The organism is Citrobacter sp. B72 (assembly GCF_016894305.1).
GTDB classification, from domain to species: domain Bacteria; phylum Pseudomonadota; class Gammaproteobacteria; order Enterobacterales; family Enterobacteriaceae; genus Citrobacter; species Citrobacter portucalensis.
Window position 1 is genome coordinate 4714962 of record NZ_CP069801.1, and the last position, 19115, is coordinate 4734076.

Below are 19115 nucleotides of genomic sequence, written 5' to 3' on the forward strand. Positions count from 1 at the left end.
TTGTTAATCCTGTTGTTTCGCTTTGGTCGGCAGCCAAAGGGTAAAGGTCGCGCCTTTGCCCTCAACGCTTGCCACCTGAATGGTGCCACCGTGCTGTTCGATAATGTTCTGCACTACCGCCAACCCGAGGCCGGTTCCGTCAGCTTTGGTCGTATAGTAAGGCGTAAAAATGGCCTCCAGCTGTTCCGCCGCAATCCCCTTCCCACTATCGGTAACCACAATTTTAACGCGATCGCCGCTGCTTTCATTCGCTTCAACCGTGATCGTGCCCTGACGACCAATCGCATGAATGGCGTTCAGATACAGATTCAACAAAACCTGAGTCAGTCGGTCAGGATCGGCCTGGATAGCGGGCAGCGTAGAATTGGCCGAAAAGCGGAGCTGGATTTCCCGGCTTGCCGCATCCTGACTCACCAGGTGTAATGAGTGGGTGATAACCTCATTGAGATCCACCTTTTGCAGCGTCAGATGCGCAGGTTTCACCAGCTCCAGCAACTCACTCACCACCCGATTTAAACGATCCGCCTCTTTCGCCATCACCTGTGCCAGCTCGTGCGACTCGCCTCCTGCCGGGGTTCGCTCGGCAAAATACTTCGCTAACCCTTTGATCGATGAAAGCGGGTTACGAATTTCATGCGCCACCCCAGCCGCAAGATGACCAAGCGCTAACAGTTTTTCTTTACGCTTCATCGCATCCTGGAGTTCTTTGTACGAGCGCTGATAGCGCTGATACCAGAAGAACGTCAGCACGGTGGCCAGCAACACAGCCGCCAGCGCAGAGAGGACTATCAGTGTGTTACGCCACTCCCTTGCCTGAGTCGCTGTCAGATCGCTGGCATCAAAGGCGATAAATATGGTTTGTGCTGGGGAGATAAGCTGCCCGTCATTGCTGGCACAGCGCGCCATGCCGTGGCGTCCTGGACCATACATCGGCTGAAACTGGCGATAAATTTCCAGTGCTGGCGTTTTTTCACCATCCCTCGCTGGAATTTCAATATTCCGCCAGCTTTCTTGCTCCCCAGGACTAAGCTGTCGCAGGACATCCGATGAATAGAGCGTTTTGCCGACCATCGCGGAATTGCTGTGGGTAATAATGACACCATGCTCATCGACGACAGCAAACCATAGCACGCCAGGCTGTACAGCCATTTCCTCCAGTAGCGTCTGCTGTTGTGCATGATGCATGCGCATCCCCATGCCTACGCGCGTACCAGACTCCAGAGCGCGAATGAGCACACTGCCTTTTTCCAGTAGCGTTTGCCGCGCGGCGCCACTTTCCCGCCCATAGTCCCGAATGGTCATAATCGAAAACCAGCCGACCAAAACCAGGATTGCCGCCAGCAAGAGTCGGCTCAACCACTTTGCCACCGTATCCTTATAAAGACGCATACGCTCTCCCTTCACCCCGCTTGTTCCTTTCATCGTTGCAGGTATACAGCAGAAATCATGCCATTTTTTCCCCCTGATAACCCTGCCCTCAGACACAAACAGCTGAAAGTAACGAGTAAAAATGACTCGCTGGCGCGTTCTGGCGAGTCATTTTTACTCGTTTCCCTGCAAAGACGGCGGGTACAACGCCCCGCAGGACTCGGATTGCCGCTTTGGCACGGAAGATGCAAAAGGGAATGTAAGCTAACCAACAGGAGAACGAACGATGAAACGGAACAACAAACTGGCACTGATTGCACTTTCTCTTATCGCACTTGGCTCCACCCCGGTACTGGCACAGAATCACTGGGGATATGGTGATGGAATGCAGCAACGGGGCGGTACACCAATGACCGCTGATCAGCAGGCTGCCGCACAGAAAATCTATGATGATTATTATTCCCAGACCAGCGCGTTGCGCCAACAGCTGACCTCCAAACGTTATGAGTACAATGCTCTATTAACGGCCAGCTCGCCGGACACGGCAAAAATTAACGCCGTTGCAAAAGAGATGGAAGCGTTGAATCAGTCTCTGGACGAGCAGCGCGTTAAACGTGATGTCGCAATGGCGCAGGCTGGCGTGCCACGTGGCGCGGGAATGGGCTACGGCGGATGCGGCGGTGGCGGTAACCATCGCGGCGGCGGTCATATGGGAATGGGCCACTGGTAAAAGACTTAATGCCTGATGACGCTATACGGATCAGGCCTGCTGATTTCCTGTATTCAGGTTTTCAGAAAATTTTGGCTGTAGGCTGCCAGTGACAAAAATCTTCATTGGCGACCAGCAGTAGCTGCGACCCTTCGGGCGCTTCCAGCCATGCCACACTCACCTCTACGGATGAATGTCTCTGGCGGCGCTCGATATGGTTTATCGCCCACGACTCCAGGTCTGGCTTCAGCGTTTCACCTTCACAGGTTGTGACCGTGTTATCCGCATGCCAACGTCCCTGACGCAATATCACCCGTCCCTGACGCAGCGCATCGCTGGTCTGGCGAATTTGATCGGCACGATAGCGGTAAAGCGCGATTTGATCGCTGGAAAGCTGCTGCTTTTGCCCGTCGACTTCACGCTGCATGAAGCTCAGTTCGCCCCGGTCATCGAAGCGTATACGGACATGTTCAGCCGGTTTACTGTAAACGTTGAGTTCTATCAGAGAGAGCGAATCACCCTGCCAGCGGTATTCACTGGTAGTGGTTTCGCCTTTACGCCACGGACTAAATACCGAGAGCAAGTGAACATCGTCACCGGAGTCTTTACGCCAAATGCGTACCGCCCCCTGATCGCCAACATAGCCGCTGGCCGTGAACGGAGGAAGCTCAGAATGGCTACCGCAGGCTGACAGTAACAGAACACCTGAAAGCCAAAGCGAATGACGCCAGATGGACAAAAGGGGCGAAACCGCCCCTTCGTTAAAACTGTTCACTGCCACGCGAATTACTTAACCGCGTCTTTCAGTGCTTTACCAGAAACAAATGCCGGTACGTTAGCTGCGGCGATTTTGATTTCTTTACCGGTCTGCGGGTTGCGGCCAGTGCGCTCAGCACGGTGGTTCACTTTGAAGGTACCGAAACCAACCAGTTGTACAGCATCGCCTTCTTTCAGAGACTCAGTAATAGCAGCCAGAGTGGATTCCAGAGCAGCTTTAGCCTGTGTTTTAGACAGTTCTGCTTTGTCTGCAATTACATCAATCAGTTGAGTCTTGTTCATAAGTTATCCTTACAATGTGTTTATCGCTTGCTAAGCATCGAGTGCGACGGAAATGCCAGAAAAGCACTCTCCTGCATACACGCACCGATAGCCACTTTTTTTCGCCCCCCAAATGTAGACCAGACCGGGGGCGGATGGGAAGCCTTCAGGCACGACAAATCAGGCGTTAAATCACGTTTTGTGGTGTCATTGCTGAAAATTTATACCAATATTGCTCTCGCCAGCCTCGCGCAGGTCTGCACGCAGCCCTTTTATCAGCTCAATATCGCGTTCTTCACAGTCGGCTAAAAGTCGGAAAATTTCCCACTGAATATCCCATTCTTGCTCAACGGCAGGGTTCTCTTTGAGCTCTTCATCGGTCATTTCGCGACCAGCCTGAGTCATTTCCAGCATCGCAACCGTCGTAATCGAAGCCTTACTCACTTCGATTGCATGCTCCAGCGTTTCACCGCTAAGACGCGAATGCATCAGCTCGCTTAATGCCACACAGGCATCAATCGCCGGATAAACACCGTACAGATCGTAATCGTCTGCAGAAGGAATGGCCTCTTCAAATTTTTCCAGCTGGCTGTCGAAATTGATTTTCGCGTCTTTAACCGTCAGCGCTTCCCAAATCAGATCCAGAATTCGGCGGTAAATCTGTCCATCGCCAAATTCAGTTTGCTTGCAGAACATGGCGTAGTTTGGGTACATGCGTTCGCACAGACAGGCCATAAACGTGACGTGCTGCCAGCTTTCCAGCTTCTCCAGACGCAGGTGAATCGGATTTTGTAACATGATGAGTTCTCAAATACGGAAATTAGCCGCAGTTTACCCGATATAGGGCGTTTTTGCTGCAAGCCGAGTAAAAGCCGGGCGTTCGGATGCTACCGCATCTGCCCAGCGTGTTGGTTCCGGCAAACGATAGCCGTTCATACAGCGTTGAACCCACGCCAGTGCGCTGTCCATACTCACGCGGTGACCCGTAGAAATAAACAACGGGTTACAGCGCGCTTTGCTGCGCCAGACCCATGCCAGTTGTTCGCCTTTATCCAGCAACGGCGCTAGCGCACCAGGTTCAGCAGCGAGCGGTTCAAACTTGCCGCACAGCCGCTTTTTCGCCACGCCGATCGTCGGGACATCCACCAGCAGACCAAAATGGCTGGCCACGCCCAGACGACGCGGGTGAGAAATGCCATGCCCGTCAACGAACAGCAGATCTGGCTTGTGCGAGAGCAGTTGCCAGGCGGCCATCAGCGCGGGAGTTTCACGAAAGGAGAGAAAACCGGGAATGTAGGGCATGGTGGTGGCGATACGCGCCACCTTGTATTCGACCAGTTCAAGCGTGGGATACTTCAGCAAAACCATTGCGGCTCGCGTCACTTCGCCACCCTGCTCAAACCCAACGTCCGCCCCGCCAATCAGATCCGGCGGATCGTTCTTCAGACGATCCTCGCGGATCACTGAAGAAGCCAGTTCAAGCTGCTGCGCGCGTAATGACGCGAGATCCATGATAACTCCTTAGCGGTGGTACTGTTCGGACAACCGATGTACCGCCTCCACAAAGACACCCGCATGTTCTGGCGGGACGTCCTGATGAATGCCGTGGCCCAGGTTAAAGACATGCCCTTCACCCTGACCGAATCCGGCCAGAATTGTCGCCACCTCTTCTTCGATGCGGGCTGGCGGCGCATACAGCATGGACGGATCCATATTGCCCTGGAGCGCCACTTTATGACCTACACGACGACGCGCATCGGCAATGTCAGTGGTCCAGTCGAGACCTAACGCATCACAGCCGGTTTCCGCCATCGCTTCCAGCCACTGACCACCGCCTTTGGTAAACAGCGTCACCGGTACGCGACGACCTTCGTTCTCGCGCAGCAGGCCATCAACGATTTTGTGCATGTAGTACAAAGAGAACTGCTGATAGTCGCGACCGGTCAGCACGCCACCCCAGGTGTCGAAAATCATCACCGACTGCGCACCCGCTTTGATCTGCGCGTTCAGGTACAGCGTGACGCTCTTCGCCAGCTTATCAAGCAGCAGATGCAGCGCTTTAGGATCGGCGTACATCATCTTTTTAATCACGGTGAAGGCTTTGCTGCTGCCGCCTTCAACCATGTAGGTCGCCAGCGTCCACGGACTACCGGAGAAGCCGATCAGCGGCACTTCGCCTTTCAGTTCACGGCGGATAGTACGCACCGCGTTCATCACGTACCCCAACCCATCTTCCGGATCCGGGATCGGCAGTTTGTCGACGTCAGCCTTGCTGGTAATCGGAGAGGTAAAGCGTGGACCTTCTCCTGCTTCAAAATACAGCCCGAGTCCCATCGCATCCGGGATCGTCAGGATATCCGAGAAGAGGATCGCGGCATCAAGTTTATAGCGACGCAGCGGCTGCAACGTGACTTCGCAGGCCAGCTCGGCATTTTTGCACAGCGCCATAAAATCGCCCGCTTCGGCACGGGTAGCTTTGTATTCCGGTAAATAGCGGCCTGCCTGGCGCATCATCCATACCGGAGTGACATCAACGGGCTGGCGCAGCAGCGCACGCAGATAACGATCGTTCTTCAGTTCGGTCATTTTTGCAGTTCCTTATTGCGTCAGTCCATCAGTGTATCACCACTCGCTCTTTACTCGTACTCAGCCCGACACATTGCCACAGTATCTTCAATCAATCGACGCGCGACAGTACCCGGCGGGGGTAAGAGCGGTAAGTCGTCATAGCGATACCAGTTCGCTTCCAGCAGCTCTTTCGGGTCGATGACGATTTCGCCGCTATCATACTCCGCCATAAATGCGGTCATCAAAGACTGTGGGAATGGCCACGGCTGAGAAGTGACATAGCGCAGATTTTTCACCTTAATCCCGCTTTCTTCCATAACTTCACGCGCCACCGCCTGTTCTAAGGTCTCACCTACTTCGACAAAACCCGCCAGTACGGTATGCACGCCGTTACGATGGCGAACATGTTGGGCAAGCAGGATGGAATCATCTCGGCGAATAGCGACGATTATGCACGGGGCAATTTGCGGGTAATAACGTTCACGGCAGTGGCTACAGAGCATCGCCCACTCCGTTTTACTCGGGTGCATGGGATGGCCGCAGTAGCCGCAGAATTTATGCGAGCGATAGAACTCCGCCAGCTGTACGCCGCGTCCGGCCAGTTGAAACAGGCCAACATCCTGGTCAATGACCTGGCGCACCGACCCCATATCGTGTCGACGCTGCTGCTGCACCAGCCAGACAGTCTCCCCTTCCCACTCGCCTATTGGCAGCGCGCGCTGCCCGGTCAGATCAAAACGGGCTGCGTCGCCATAAGGTAGCTCGCCATGAGGTAACCATAACTTTTGCTCATGACTGACGATCCACCAGCCGCTATCTAATTTTTCAATTATACGATCCATATCTCTTGCGCAACCTTTGCTTCACAGGCATGTTGTTTACATTATTTTTACATTTACGGGTGAGCAGTTCCTAAACACCATCTTGCGGAGTCAATCATGCTAAACCAGCTGGAAAGCCTGACGGAGCACGTCGGAGGAAGTAATAAACTGGTTGATCGCTGGCTACATGTACGTAAGCACCTGCTCGTGGCTTACTACAATCTGGTTGGCATTAAGCCTGGCAAAGAATCGTACATGCGACTCAATGAAAAAGCGCTGGATGATTTTTGTCAGAGCCTGGTCGATTACCTCTCCACCGGACACTTCAGTATTTATGAACGTATTCTCCATAAATTGGAAGGGAACGGGCAGCTTTTAAAAGCCACAAAAATTTGGCCGCTGCTGGAAGCCAATACGCAGCTGATCATGGACTACTATGACTCCAGCCTGGAAACTGCGATTGATCATGATAACTTCCTTGAATTTCAACAGGTTTTATCGGATCTTGGCGAGGCACTGGAAGCCCGATTCGTGCTGGAAGATAAGCTGATCATGCTGGTATTTGACGCAATGCACGAGAGTAGCACTCTCAAACGTCATGCTTGAGATTTACGGCATTAACGCGTAGTTTACATTCATTACCTCTTTACTGAGGTTACTTCTTGTCGGAGTGCTTATTTTCCACAGCAGCATGAGTGGAAAAGGCTGAGACCGTTAATTCGGGATCCGCGGAACCTGATCAGGTTAAAACCTGCGAAGGGAACAAGAGTCAATCTGCAATAGCATCGCCCCCGGGCGAGCTTCTCTCTTGCTTCATCCGTCGTCTGACAAGCCATATCCTTACTTTTATTTGGAATGAGCTATGTCTGCCACTACTAAACCATCACGCCGCGAACAGCGCGCTCAAGCCCAACAGTTTATCGATACCCTGGAAGGGACCGCCTTCCCTAACTCAAAACGCATTTATATTACCGGTTCGCAGCCGGATATCCGCATTCCGATGCGCGAAATTCAGCTCAGCCCAACACTGACTGGCGGTAGCAAAGACAACCCGCAGTTCGAAGAGAACGAAGCCGTTCCGGTATACGACACCTCCGGACCGTATGGCGATCCTGACGTGGCGATTAACGTCCAGCAGGGTCTGGCAAAGCTGCGCCAGCCGTGGATTGCGGCGCGTAACGATAGCGAAGAATTAGACGACCGGAGTTCCGCTTATACCAAAGAACGTCTGGCCGACGATGGCCTGGACGAGCTGCGTTTCACCGGCCTGCTGACGCCAAAGCGCGCCAAAGCGGGTAAGCGAGTCACCCAACTGCACTACGCCCGCCAGGGAATAGTGACCCCGGAGATGGAGTTCATCGCCATTCGTGAAAACATGGGTCGCGAGCGCATTCGCAGTGAAGTGCTTCGCCACCAGCATCCGGGGATGAACTTTGGTGCACGCCTGCCGGAAAACATCACGCCGGAATTCGTGCGTGATGAAGTGGCCGCGGGCCGCGCGATTATTCCTGCCAACATCAACCACCCGGAATCCGAGCCGATGATTATCGGTCGCAACTTCCTGGTGAAGGTTAACGCCAACATCGGTAACTCTGCCGTCACCTCCTCCATTGAAGAAGAGGTAGAGAAGCTGGTGTGGTCGACGCGCTGGGGCGCGGACACGGTGATGGATCTCTCCACCGGTCGCTATATCCACGAAACCCGTGAGTGGATCCTGCGTAACAGTCCGGTACCGATCGGTACTGTGCCGATCTACCAGGCGCTGGAGAAGGTCAACGGGATCGCCGAAGATCTCACCTGGGAAGCCTTCCGCGACACGTTGCTGGAGCAGGCTGAACAGGGCGTCGACTACTTCACCATTCACGCGGGCGTGCTGCTGCGCTACGTGCCGATGACTGCCAAACGCCTGACCGGCATTGTCTCACGCGGCGGTTCAATTATGGCGAAATGGTGCCTTTCTCATCACAAAGAGAACTTCCTGTACGAACATTTCCGCGAGATTTGCGAAATCTGCGCCGCCTACGACGTCTCTTTGTCGCTGGGTGACGGCCTGCGCCCGGGTTCAATTCAGGATGCGAACGACGAAGCGCAGTTCTCCGAGCTGCATACGCTGGGCGAGCTGACCAAAATCGCCTGGGAATACGACGTGCAGGTGATGATAGAAGGCCCGGGTCATGTGCCCATGCATATGATCCAGCGCAACATGACCGAAGAGCTGGAGCACTGCCATGAAGCACCGTTTTACACCTTAGGACCGTTGACCACCGATATCGCACCGGGCTACGACCACTTCACTTCCGGGATCGGTGCGGCGATGATCGGCTGGTTTGGCTGCGCGATGCTGTGCTACGTCACGCCAAAAGAGCACCTCGGCCTGCCGAACAAAGAAGATGTTAAGCAAGGGTTGATTACCTACAAGATTGCCGCCCACGCAGCTGACTTAGCAAAAGGTCATCCAGGCGCGCAGATCCGCGATAACGCCATGTCGAAAGCGCGCTTCGAATTCCGCTGGGAAGACCAGTTTAACCTCGCGCTCGACCCGTTCACCGCTCGTGCCTACCACGATGAAACCCTGCCACAGGAATCCGGTAAGGTCGCCCACTTCTGCTCCATGTGCGGGCCGAAGTTCTGCTCGATGAAAATCAGCCAGGAGGTTCGCGACTACGCTGCCGCACAAACGATTGAAGTCGGCATGGCGGATATGTCGGAGAACTTCCGCGCCAAAGGCGGCGAAATCTACCTCAAAAAAGAGGAGGCGTAATGTACCAGCCTGATTTCCCGACCGTGCCGTTTCGCCTCGGGCTTTACCCGGTGGTGGACAGCGTGCCATGGATTGAACGCTTGCTGCAGGCGGGCGTACGCACGATCCAACTGCGCATTAAAGATAAGCGTGATGAAGAGGTCGAAGCCGACGTTATGGCCGCCATTGAACTGGGGCGTTGCTATGACGCCCGTCTGTTTATCAACGACTACTGGCGTCTGGCAATTAAGCACCGCGCTTACGGCGTACATCTGGGCCAGGAAGACCTTGAAACCACCGACCTGAAGGCGATTCAGGCGGCGGGGCTGCGCCTGGGGGTCTCCACTCACGATGATATGGAGATCGACGTCGCGCTCGCCGCTAAGCCTTCTTATATCGCGCTGGGTCATGTTTTTCCCACGCAAACCAAACAGATGCCTTCCGCCCCGCAGGGACTCACGCAACTGGCAAACCATATTGAACGATTAGCGGATTACCCGACCGTCGCCATTGGCGGTATCAGCCTTGAGCGCGCCCCGGCGGTACTGGCGACCGGCGTCGGCAGCATTGCCGTGGTCAGCGCCATTACCCAGGCGGCTGACTGGCAGGTCGCCACGGCCCAACTACTGGATATCGCGGGAGTGGGCGATGAATGACCGCGACTTTATGCGTTACAGCCGACAGATCCTGCTCGGCGATATCGCCATTGAAGGCCAGCAAAAGCTACTCGATAGCCATGTGCTGATTGTCGGTTTAGGCGGGTTAGGTTCGCCTGCCGCGCTGTATCTGGCGGGAGCAGGCATCGGAAAATTGACGCTGGTAGACGATGACGACATTCATCTGAGCAACCTGCAGCGCCAGATCCTGTTTACCACTGATGATATCGCACGTTCAAAATCGCAGGTTGCCCAGCAGCGCCTGACGCGGCTCAACCCGGATATCGAACTGGTATCGCTCCAGCAGCGACTGAAAGGCGATGCGCTTCGGCATGCGGTAGCGCGTGCCGATGTGGTGCTCGACTGTACCGATAACATGGCCACGCGCCAGGAAATTAACGCCGCCTGCGTAACGCTCAACACCCCGCTCGTCACCGCCAGCGCCGTCGGCTTTGGCGGCCAACTGATGGTGCTGACGCCCCCGTGGGAACAAGGATGTTACCGCTGCCTGTGGCCGGACGATGTAGAGCCCGAACGCAACTGCCGTACCGCCGGTATCGTCGGACCGGTTGTGGGCGTGATGGGCACCTTGCAGGCGTTGGAAGCGATTAAATTGCTCAGCGGTATTGAGACGCCCAGCGGAGAGCTACGCCTGTTTGACGGTAAAACCAGCCAGTGGCGCAGCTTCGCACTACGACGCGCCAGCGGTTGCCCGGTATGCGGAGGGCAACATGCAGATTCAGTTCAATGATGAGCCGATGCAGTGCGCCGAAGGACAAACCGTCAGTGGGCTGCTCACTGCGCTTAATCAGCTTAAACCGGGCGCGGCGCTGGCGCTCAATCAGCAGATCCTCCCGCGCGAGCAGTGGGAGCAGCAAATCGTGCAGGAAGGCGACCAGATCCTGCTTTTTCAGGTTATTGCAGGGGGTTGATATGTTACGTATTGCCGACAAAACGTTTGATTCGCATCTGTTCACCGGCACCGGAAAATTTGCTTCATCGCAGCTGATGGTCGAGGCGATTCGCGCCTCCGGCAGCCAACTGGTAACGCTGGCCATGAAGCGCGTGGATTTACGTCAGCACAACGATGCCATTCTGGCGCCGCTGGTAGAAGCTGGTGTGACGCTGTTGCCCAACACTTCGGGGGCAAAAACTGCTGAAGAGGCGATTTTTGCTGCCCAGTTAGCGCGTGAAGCGCTGGGCACAAACTGGCTGAAATTAGAAATCCACCCGGACGCCCGCTGGCTGTTACCCGATCCAATCGAAACATTGAAAGCCGCAGAAGCACTGGTGAAAAAGGGCTTCGTGGTACTGCCTTACTGTGGCGCAGATCCGGTGCTGTGCAAACGGCTGGAAGAAGTAGGCTGTTCTGCAGTCATGCCGCTCGGCGCGCCCATCGGTTCTAATCAGGGGCTGGAAACCAAAGCGATGCTGGAGATTATTATCCAACAGGCGACCGTGCCGGTGGTGGTTGATGCAGGCATCGGCGTCCCCAGCCACGCCACGCAGGCGCTGGAAATGGGCGCCGACGCGGTGTTGGTCAATACGGCAATCGCGGTAGCCGACAGCCCGGTGATGATGGCAACCGCCTTCCGTCTGGCCGTTGAAGCTGGCTTGCTGGCACGCCAGGCGGTACCAGGAAGCAAAAGTTCGCAGGCAAGTCCCACCAGCCCGTTAACCGGATTCCTGGAGGCCTTCGCATGAAAACGTTCAGCGACCGCTGGCGACAGATGGACTGGGACGACATCCGCCTGCGTATCAACGGTAAAACCGCCGCTGACGTGGAGCGCGCCCTCAACGCTTCGCATCTTAGTCGCGACGATCTGATGGCATTGCTCTCTCCTGCCGCCGCCGATTATCTGGAACCGCTAGCGCAGCGGGCGCAGAAGCTCACCCGTCAGCGTTTTGGTAACACGGTGAGCTTTTACGTGCCGTTGTATCTCTCCAACCTTTGCGCCAACGACTGCACCTACTGCGGTTTTTCGATGAGCAACCGTATCAAACGCAAAACGCTGGACGAAGATGAGATAATACGGGAGTGTGCGGCTATCCGTGAGCTGGGCTTTGAGCATCTGCTGCTGGTCACCGGTGAACATCAGGCAAAAGTGGGGATGGATTACTTTCGTCGCCATTTGCCCGCCATTCGCCGCCAGTTCGCCTCTTTACAGATGGAGGTACAGCCGTTGTCAGAGGCTGAATATGCAGAGCTGAAGACGCTGGGGCTGGATGGCGTGATGGTGTATCAGGAGAGTTATCATGAGGCAACTTACGCTCGTCACCATTTAAAAGGGAAAAAGCAGGATTTCTTCTGGCGCCTGGAAACGCCGGACAGGCTGGGCCGCGCAGGGATCGACAAAATCGGTCTTGGCGCGTTGATTGGTTTGTCCGACAGCTGGCGGGTTGATTGCTATATGGTGGCTGAACATCTGCTATGGATGCAGCAGCATTACTGGCAGAGCCGTTACTCTATCTCCTTCCCTCGCCTGCGCCCATGCACCGGAGGCGTTGAGCCTGCATCGATCATGGATGAGCGACAGTTGGTCCAGACCATTTGCGCGTTTCGTTTACTGGCGCCAGAAATTGAGCTGTCGCTCTCCACCCGCGAATCGCCATGGTTTCGTGACCATGTGATCCCGTTGGCGATCAACAACGTCAGCGCCTTCTCAAAAACCCAGCCCGGTGGTTATGCCGATAACCAGCCCGAACTGGAACAGTTCTCCCCGCACGACGATCGTCGCCCAGAAGCCGTTGCTGAAGCACTCATGGCCCAGGGTTTACAGCCCGTGTGGAAAGACTGGGACAGCTATCTGGGGCGCGCTTCACAGGTACCGTAGGTCAGGAGCAATCGCATAAACAAAAAAACCCGCTTTCGCGGGTTTTTTCTTCACTGGCACTTAACTGCTCGGGCTCTGGCCTTCATCGCTATCGTAAGCGCTCGTGAAATTATCGGCGATTACAGCGCGACAACGTTAACAGCAGACGGGCCTTTAGCGCCATTCTCCACGGAGAACTCCACCTTTTGACCTTCATCTAACGTTTTAAAATCGTTACTCTGGATAGCGGAGAAATGCACAAACACATCCTTGCTACCGTCCTGAGGAGTGATAAAGCCGAAGCCTTTATCAGAGTTAAACCATTTTACTAAACCAGTCATTTTGTTAGACATAGATACTTCCTTTCATGTTTTTGAGCCGCTTATGCAGCGAAGATGGCCTGTTTTGCAGAAATTAACTTATGGGGCACTTAGGGAGGAGGCTCATGAAGAAGAGTATCTGAGGATAACGCTTGAACTGAGAACTGCTTTACTAAAACTGCTTGCATAAGGTCTGTGTTCCAAACCGATGCCGCTATAGTAGACCTACTTCTAATCATTAAGCAAGCATTAATTTTTTTAATACCCACTGAGTGCTGCAATGTTGAACCATCGCGGCTAAGCATCCTGGATAACAGCTTGATCTACAATGAACAAAAGCCCCGACTATTGCAGTCAGGGCTTTACGTTACTACACACTTCAAATTTAACATTAATAAACTTAACGATTTAATACTGCTGATGGTACTACTTTAAAATGTACACGTTTACTACAGATAATATTGGATATTGATACTAACTAAAGCTTTCCTCTATTTACCGTTAAACACATTCCACCCGCTTGATAATAGAACTCAAGGCTGGTGACCTAAACAAGTACACTTCCCCTCGCGACATATACTCTTTGATGCGTTGCCTTATTTCCCTTGTGATAACCAGAAAAGCAGAAATCACAAACATTTACTATAAAATCATGGCGTTACATCGTCGCGCTTTACTGACTTTTTGCGATTAGATATATCAACTACGTGGCCTGAAAGCATTGTCGAAGTGAAAAAATAGCGTTTTCAGCATCGACTATCCCATACAAAAAATACTTCGTGGCCTTTATCGCAAACCCCAATCAAGCTCTACTAACACTTACTACGTTAACAGCAAACTACAATTTCTCCGCTGTTAAGTGTTAACATACGGGTTTAAAAAACGCTGTCAATACTGTTTTTTATAACATGTATTTATTGACAGTAATTATATATTCCAGCATGTGATAAGCGAGTCAAAAAGCCGCTGGCCCTGGTCCAGATCGCAGGGTTCCGCCTCTTTTTGTAACCGGTTTCAGAAAAAGCAGCTTTCTTTGTGATGCCTTGCACACAATCGTTGCAAAGCAGTTGTTGCTATGGCTGGCTCGCGATAATTATCAACTCACACATGTTGATCGAGACTGCTTATGAAAAACATCGTTTTATGCTGTGCCGCCGGAATGTCCACCAGCATGCTGGTGCAAAGGATGAAAGATGCCGCCCAGAAAAAAGGCGTCGACGTCACTATCAAAGCCGTCCCGGTGGCCGAGTTTGAAGAGAATATCGCTACAGCGGATATCGTTTTGCTCGGTCCACAGGTTAAGTATGAACAGGCCAAGCTACAGGCGATCGCCGACCCACTAGGCAAAAAGGTTGCCGTTATCGACATGATGGATTACGGCATGATGAAAGGCGATGCGGTACTGGATAAGGCGCTGAAACTACTGGAGTGATGGTATGGAAGAGATAGAAACGATCATCATGGAGTTATTGGTAAACGCTGGCGCTGCACGCAGCCAGGCCCTGACGGCATTGCAACTGGCGCGTAAAGGTGATTTCTCCGGTGCAGAACAAGCGATGACGGAATCACGCGAGTACGTCAAACAAGCACATAAAATCCAGACCCAGCTGATCGGTATTGACGAGGGCACCGGCAAACTACCGGTTAATCTCATCACCGTCCATTCGCAGGACCACCTGATGAATGCCATGGTGATTCAGGATCTGGCCGGCGATATGATTGAGCTTTATCGGCGGTTACCACCGGTAAATTAATGACACTGCCTGATGGCTTCGTAGACCTGATAAGCGCCATCAGAAATAACATAGACATAAAAAAACCCGCCGAAGCGGGTTTTTTATTATGGTCGGCAACGATTAATCGTTGTCAGAACCGCCCAGGCCTGCGTTCAGCAGTTCTGCCAGGCTAGCAGACGCATCTTCAGCAGTTACCTGCGGTGCAGCTGGCAGTTCGCCCGCTGCGCGACGGCGCATACGATCCTGGTGGTACGCATAACCAGTACCTGCCGGGATCAGACGACCTACGATGACGTTCTCTTTCAGACCGCGCAGTTCATCACGTTTACCTGCAACAGCTGCTTCGGTCAGGACACGCGTGGTTTCCTGGAACGATGCTGCAGAGATGAAGGACTCGGTTGCCAGAGACGCTTTGGTGATACCCAGCAGATCGCGGGAGAACGTTGCACCCACTTTGCCGTTCGCTTCCAGCTCGCGGTTTGCGATCTTGACGCGGGAGTATTCAACCTGCTCGCCTTCCAGGAAATCGGAGCTACCAGCGCTTTCGATGGTGGCTTTACGCAGCATCTGACGAACGATAACTTCGATGTGTTTATCGTTAATCTTAACACCCTGCAGACGGTATACGTCCTGAACTTCGTTAACGATGTAACGAGTTACAGCATGCACACCACGCAGACGCAGGATGTCGTGCGGCGCTTCCGGACCGTCGGAAACCACGTCACCACGTTCTACACGTTCACCTTCGAACACGTTGAGCTGACGCCATTTCGGAATCATCTCTTCGTACGGTTCGCTACCGTCTACCGGGGTGATAACCAGACGACGTTTACCTTTGGTTTCTTTACCGAAGGAAATGATGCCGCTGATTTCAGCCAGGATTGCCGGCTCTTTCGGACGACGTGCTTCGAACAGGTCCGCAACGCGCGGCAGACCACCGGTGATATCCTTGGTACCGCCGGATTCCTGCGGAACACGCGCCAGGGTGTCACCAGAGCTGATCTGTACGCCATCTTCCAACTGAACAATCGCTTTACCCGGCAGGAAGTACTGAGCAGGCATATCGGTGCCTGGGATCAGAACGTCGTTGCCCTGAGCATCAACAATTTTCAGTGCCGGACGCAGGTCTTTACCACCCGCAGTACGCTCTGCAGAATCCAGAACCACCAGAGAAGACAGACCGGTCAGCTCGTCGGTCTGACGAGTAATGGTCTGGCCGTCGATCATGTCAGTGAAGCGGACAAAACCACTCACTTCGGTGATAACCGGCATGGTATGCGGATCCCAGTTTGCTACGGTTTCGCCGCCAGCAACCTGTTCGCCATCACCTTTCGCCATAACGGAGCCGTAAGGCACTTTATAGCTTTCTTTGGTACGGCCGAATTCGTCGATCAGTTTCAGTTCGGTGTTACGTGAGGTGATAACCAGTTTACCGCTGGAGTTCACAACCGACTTCGCGTTGCTCAGACGGATGCTACCTTTGTTTTTCACCTGGATGCTGGATTCAGCAGCCGCACGAGATGCCGCACCACCGATGTGGAACGTACGCATCGTCAGCTGTGTACCCGGTTCACCGATGGACTGTGCCGCGATAACGCCGATTGCTTCACCTTTGTTGATGATGTGGCCACGCGCCAGGTCACGACCGTAGCAGTGCGCACATACACCAAAGTCGGTGTCACAAGATACAACGGAACGGACTTTAACGGAGTCAACGGAGTTCTCTTCCAGCAGATCACACCACTGTTCGTGCAGCAGCGTGTTGCGTGGAACCAGAATATCCGCCGTACCCGGCTTCAGAACGTCTTCAGCAGTTACACGACCCAGAACGCGATCGCGCAGCGGCTCTTTAACATCACCACCCTCGATAACCGGGGTCATGGTGATGCCTTCCAGAGTGCCGCAATCGTCTTCAGTAACAACCAGGTCCTGCGCGACGTCAACCAGACGACGAGTCAGATAACCGGAGTTCGCTGTTTTCAGTGCGGTATCCGCCAGACCTTTACGAGCACCGTGAGTAGAGATGAAGTACTGGAGTACGTTCAGACCTTCACGGAAGTTCGCGGTGATTGGCGTTTCGATGATGGAGCCATCTGGCTTCGCCATCAGACCACGCATACCGGCCAGCTGACGAATCTGTGCTGCAGAACCACGCGCACCGGAGTCGGCCATCATGTAGATGCTGTTGAAGGAAACCTGCTGCTCTTCTACGCCGTCACGGTTAATAACGGTTTCGGTTTGCAGGTTATCCATCATCGCTTTGGATACACGATCGTTCGCCGCAGCCCAGATATCGATAACTTTGTTATAGCGTTCGCCTGCGGTTACCAGACCAGACTGGAACTGCTCCTGGATCTCAGCAACTTCAGCTTCCGCTTCAGAGATGATCTCGTGTTTCTTCTCTGGGATGACCATGTCATCAATACCAACAGATGCACCTGAACGCGCTGCATATGCAAAGCCGGTGTACATTGTCTGGTCAGCGAAGATAACGGTCGGCTTCAGGCCCAGAATGCGGTAACAGGTGTTCAGCATTTTGGAGATAGCTTTCTTGCCCAGCGCCTGGTTGACGATGGAGAAAGGCAGACCTTTCGGTACGATCATCCACAGAATGGCACGGCCAACGGTCGTGTCTTTCAGGCTGGTTTTCGCAACGAATTCGCCGTTTTCATCTTTTTCATATTCGGTGATACGCACTTTAACGCGCGCATGCAGAGAGGCCAGACCTGCGCGATAGATACGCTCAGCTTCTTTCGGGCCAGTCAGCACCATGCCTTCGCCTTTGGCGTTAACACAGTCACGGGTCATGTAGTACAGACCCAATACAACGTCCTGAGACGGAACGATGATAGGTTCGCCGTTCGCCGGAGACAGGATGTTGTTGGTAGACATCATCAGCGCACGCGCTTCGAGCTGGGCTTCCAGCGTCAGCGGTACGTGAACAGCCATCTGGTCACCATCGAAGTCGGCGTTATATGCCGCACAAACCAGCGGGTGCAGCTGGATAGCTTTACCTTCGATCAGTACCGGTTCAAATGCCTGGATACCCAGACGGTGCAGTGTTGGTGCACGGTTCAGCAGTACCGGGTGTTCGCGGATAACTTCGTCCAGGATATCCCAAACGACAGCTTCTTCACGCTCAACCATTTTCTTAGCGGCTTTGATGGTGGTGGCCAGGCCACGCAGTTCCAGCTTGCCGTAGATGAACGGTTTGAACAGTTCCAGTGCCATTTTCTTCGGCAGACCGCACTGATGCAGACGCAGGTATGGACCTACGGTGATTACAGAACGACCGGAGTAGTCAACACGCTTACCGAGCAGGTTCTGACGGAAACGACCCTGCTTACCTTTGATCATGTCGGCCAAAGATTTCAGAGGACGTTTGTTAGAACCGGTGATCGCACGACCGCGACGACCGTTATCCAGCAGGGCGTCAACCGCTTCCTGCAGCATACGTTTTTCGTTGCGTACGATGATGTCCGGCGCAGCCAGATCCAGCAGACGCTTCAGACGGTTGTTACGGTTGATAACGCGACGATACAGATCGTTCAGATCCGATGTTGCGAAACGACCACCATCCAGCGGAACCAGCGGACGCAGATCTGGCGGCAGAACCGGCAGAACGGTCAGGATCATCCACTCTGGCTTGTTGCCAGACTGTACGAAGGCTTCCAGCAGTTTGATACGCTTGGTCAGCTTCTTACGCTTGGTTTCGGAGTTGGTTTCGTTCAGCTCTTCGCGCAGAGTTTCACACTCTTGCTCCAGATCCATGCTCTTCAGCAGGGCCTGAATAGCTTCCGCACCCATCTTCGCGTCGAATTCGTCACCGAACTCTTCCAGCGCGTCCAGATACTGCTCTTCAGTCAGAATCTGTTGACGTTCCAGGTTAGTCATACCGCCTTCGATAACAACATAGGATTCGAAGTACAGTACACGTTCGATATCGCGCAGCGGCATATCGAGCAGCAAACCGATACGGGACGGCAGAGATTTCAGGAACCAGATGTGAGCGGTCGGAGACGCCAGCTCGATGTGGCCCATACGCTCACGGCGTACTTTGGTCTGGGTCACTTCAACGCCGCACTTCTCACAGATCACACCACGGTGTTTCAGGCGCTTGTACTTACCGCACAGGCACTCATAGTCTTTTACCGGCCCAAAGATACGGGCGCAGAAAAGGCCGTCACGTTCAGGTTTGAACGTACGGTAGTTAATGGTTTCCGGCTTCTTAACTTCACCGAAAGACCATGAACGGATCATGTCTGGCGAGGCCAGAGCAATTTTGATCGCATCAAACTCTTCGGTTTTAGTCTGCGCTTTCAGAAACTTTAATAAATCTTTCACGG

General features: G+C 53.6%; 19 protein-coding genes and 1 riboswitch. Of the genes, 10 read left to right on the forward strand and 9 right to left on the reverse strand.

Annotated features, from left to right (window positions below; translation table 11 throughout):
* Positions 1-3 precede the first annotated feature (3 nt).
* Positions 4-1389 (reverse strand): two-component system sensor histidine kinase ZraS, encoded by a 1386-nt coding sequence (gene zraS / locus JQN59_RS22565; protein ID WP_149608320.1) that lies wholly within the window; start codon positions 1387-1389, stop codon positions 4-6.
* 265 nt (positions 1390-1654) lie between these two features.
* Between zraS and zraP the strand changes: the two genes are divergently transcribed.
* The gene (gene zraP, locus JQN59_RS22570) at positions 1655-2098 is read left to right on the forward strand and encodes a zinc resistance sensor/chaperone ZraP (protein WP_125363705.1); all 444 of its coding nucleotides are present in this window, start codon (positions 1655-1657) and stop codon (positions 2096-2098) included.
* Between the two features lie 61 nt (positions 2099-2159).
* Here the strand turns inward: zraP and JQN59_RS22575 are convergent, their stop codons facing one another.
* The 6 genes from JQN59_RS22575 to nudC all read right to left on the reverse strand — a co-directional run bounded on the left by JQN59_RS22575 (position 2160) and on the right by nudC (position 6525).
* The gene (locus JQN59_RS22575; protein ID WP_149608325.1) at positions 2160-2852 is read right to left on the reverse strand and encodes a DUF1481 domain-containing protein; all 693 of its coding nucleotides are present in this window, start codon (positions 2850-2852) and stop codon (positions 2160-2162) included.
* 11 nt (positions 2853-2863) lie between these two features.
* Positions 2864-3136, reverse strand: a complete 273-nt coding sequence (hupA, locus tag JQN59_RS22580) for a nucleoid-associated protein HU-alpha (RefSeq protein WP_001044509.1) — start codon at positions 3134-3136, stop codon at positions 2864-2866.
* A gap of 186 nt (positions 3137-3322) precedes the next feature.
* Entirely contained in the window at positions 3323-3913 is a 591-nt protein-coding gene (locus JQN59_RS22585; RefSeq protein ID WP_003842015.1) for a YjaG family protein, read from the reverse strand.
* Between the two features lie 33 nt (positions 3914-3946).
* Positions 3947-4627 (reverse strand): deoxyribonuclease V, encoded by a 681-nt coding sequence (nfi, locus tag JQN59_RS22590; RefSeq protein WP_008787113.1) that lies wholly within the window; start codon positions 4625-4627, stop codon positions 3947-3949.
* 9 nt (positions 4628-4636) lie between these two features.
* The gene (hemE, locus tag JQN59_RS22595) at positions 4637-5701 is read right to left on the reverse strand and encodes a uroporphyrinogen decarboxylase (RefSeq protein ID WP_003826889.1); all 1065 of its coding nucleotides are present in this window, start codon (positions 5699-5701) and stop codon (positions 4637-4639) included.
* A 50-nt stretch (positions 5702-5751) separates the two neighbouring features.
* Positions 5752-6525 (reverse strand): NAD(+) diphosphatase, encoded by a 774-nt coding sequence (gene nudC, locus JQN59_RS22600; protein ID WP_149608321.1) that lies wholly within the window; start codon positions 6523-6525, stop codon positions 5752-5754.
* Positions 6526-6621: 96 nt separating this feature from the next.
* Here nudC and JQN59_RS22605 point away from each other — a divergent pair, with 96 nt between their 5' ends.
* The 7 genes from JQN59_RS22605 (at position 6622) to thiH (ending at position 12734) form a co-directional block, all read left to right on the forward strand.
* Positions 6622-7110, forward strand: a complete 489-nt coding sequence (locus JQN59_RS22605) for an Rsd/AlgQ family anti-sigma factor (RefSeq protein WP_003826892.1) — start codon at positions 6622-6624, stop codon at positions 7108-7110.
* A 50-nt stretch (positions 7111-7160) separates the two neighbouring features.
* A riboswitch (TPP riboswitch) is annotated at positions 7161-7283 on the forward strand.
* An 83-nt stretch (positions 7284-7366) separates the two neighbouring features.
* Entirely contained in the window at positions 7367-9265 is a 1899-nt protein-coding gene (thiC, locus tag JQN59_RS22610) for a phosphomethylpyrimidine synthase ThiC (RefSeq protein ID WP_149608322.1), read from the forward strand.
* Positions 9265-9900, forward strand: a complete 636-nt coding sequence (thiE, locus tag JQN59_RS22615; protein WP_149608323.1) for a thiamine phosphate synthase — start codon at positions 9265-9267, stop codon at positions 9898-9900. Before thiC ends, thiE begins: the two co-directional genes overlap by 1 nt.
* Positions 9893-10651, forward strand: coding sequence for a HesA/MoeB/ThiF family protein (locus JQN59_RS22620; RefSeq protein ID WP_003826902.1), 759 nt, complete (start codon positions 9893-9895; stop codon positions 10649-10651). The genes thiE and JQN59_RS22620 overlap by 8 nt, the downstream gene beginning before the upstream one ends.
* Positions 10632-10832, forward strand: a complete 201-nt coding sequence (thiS, locus tag JQN59_RS22625) for a sulfur carrier protein ThiS (RefSeq protein ID WP_016155307.1) — start codon at positions 10632-10634, stop codon at positions 10830-10832. Before JQN59_RS22620 ends, thiS begins: the two co-directional genes overlap by 20 nt.
* A 1-nt stretch (position 10833) precedes the next feature.
* A complete protein-coding gene (gene thiG, locus JQN59_RS22630; protein WP_032945651.1) occupies positions 10834-11604 on the forward strand; it encodes a thiazole synthase in 771 nt (256 codons plus the stop codon).
* Entirely contained in the window at positions 11601-12734 is a 1134-nt protein-coding gene (gene thiH / locus JQN59_RS22635; RefSeq protein WP_149608324.1) for a 2-iminoacetate synthase ThiH, read from the forward strand. Before thiG ends, thiH begins: the two co-directional genes overlap by 4 nt.
* A 119-nt stretch (positions 12735-12853) precedes the next feature.
* Here thiH and cspG read toward each other — a convergent pair whose 3' ends face one another.
* Positions 12854-13066, reverse strand: a complete 213-nt coding sequence (gene cspG, locus JQN59_RS22640) for a cold shock protein CspG (RefSeq protein ID WP_003033098.1) — start codon at positions 13064-13066, stop codon at positions 12854-12856.
* A 1093-nt stretch (positions 13067-14159) separates the two neighbouring features.
* Here cspG and JQN59_RS22645 point away from each other — a divergent pair.
* Positions 14160-14465: a PTS sugar transporter subunit IIB gene (locus tag JQN59_RS22645; protein WP_003033102.1), complete on the forward strand. Its 306-nt coding sequence runs from the start codon at positions 14160-14162 to the stop codon at positions 14463-14465.
* 4 nt (positions 14466-14469) lie between these two features.
* A complete protein-coding gene (locus JQN59_RS22650) occupies positions 14470-14787 on the forward strand; it encodes a PTS lactose/cellobiose transporter subunit IIA (protein WP_048237126.1) in 318 nt (105 codons plus the stop codon).
* Between the two features lie 102 nt (positions 14788-14889).
* Here JQN59_RS22650 and rpoC read toward each other — a convergent pair whose 3' ends face one another.
* Positions 14890-19113 carry a DNA-directed RNA polymerase subunit beta' gene (gene rpoC, locus JQN59_RS22655; protein WP_003826919.1) on the reverse strand — a complete coding sequence of 1408 codons (4224 nt, stop codon included), beginning with the start codon at positions 19111-19113 and terminating at the stop codon, positions 14890-14892.
* Positions 19114-19115: the final 2 nt, after the last annotated feature.

Coding starts and splice junctions, on each gene's coding strand:
- zraS (WP_149608320.1), bottom strand. CDS start 1,389: ATGCGTCTTTATAAGGATACGGTGGCAAAGTGGTTGAGCCGACTCTTG.
- zraP (WP_125363705.1), top strand. CDS start 1,655: ATGAAACGGAACAACAAACTGGCACTGATTGCACTTTCTCTTATCGCA.
- hupA (WP_001044509.1), bottom strand. CDS start 3,136: ATGAACAAGACTCAACTGATTGATGTAATTGCAGACAAAGCAGAACTG.
- JQN59_RS22585 (WP_003842015.1), bottom strand. CDS start 3,913: ATGTTACAAAATCCGATTCACCTGCGTCTGGAGAAGCTGGAAAGCTGG.
- nfi (WP_008787113.1), bottom strand. CDS start 4,627: ATGGATCTCGCGTCATTACGCGCGCAGCAGCTTGAACTGGCTTCTTCA.
- hemE (WP_003826889.1), bottom strand. CDS start 5,701: ATGACCGAACTGAAGAACGATCGTTATCTGCGTGCGCTGCTGCGCCAG.
- nudC (WP_149608321.1), bottom strand. CDS start 6,525: ATGGATCGTATAATTGAAAAATTAGATAGCGGCTGGTGGATCGTCAGT.
- JQN59_RS22605 (WP_003826892.1), top strand. CDS start 6,622: ATGCTAAACCAGCTGGAAAGCCTGACGGAGCACGTCGGAGGAAGTAAT.
- thiC (WP_149608322.1), top strand. CDS start 7,367: ATGTCTGCCACTACTAAACCATCACGCCGCGAACAGCGCGCTCAAGCC.
- thiE (WP_149608323.1), top strand. CDS start 9,265: ATGTACCAGCCTGATTTCCCGACCGTGCCGTTTCGCCTCGGGCTTTAC.
- JQN59_RS22620 (WP_003826902.1), top strand. CDS start 9,893: ATGAATGACCGCGACTTTATGCGTTACAGCCGACAGATCCTGCTCGGC.
- thiS (WP_016155307.1), top strand. CDS start 10,632: ATGCAGATTCAGTTCAATGATGAGCCGATGCAGTGCGCCGAAGGACAA.
- thiG (WP_032945651.1), top strand. CDS start 10,834: ATGTTACGTATTGCCGACAAAACGTTTGATTCGCATCTGTTCACCGGC.
- thiH (WP_149608324.1), top strand. CDS start 11,601: ATGAAAACGTTCAGCGACCGCTGGCGACAGATGGACTGGGACGACATC.
- cspG (WP_003033098.1), bottom strand. CDS start 13,066: ATGTCTAACAAAATGACTGGTTTAGTAAAATGGTTTAACTCTGATAAA.
- JQN59_RS22645 (WP_003033102.1), top strand. CDS start 14,160: ATGAAAAACATCGTTTTATGCTGTGCCGCCGGAATGTCCACCAGCATG.
- JQN59_RS22650 (WP_048237126.1), top strand. CDS start 14,470: ATGGAAGAGATAGAAACGATCATCATGGAGTTATTGGTAAACGCTGGC.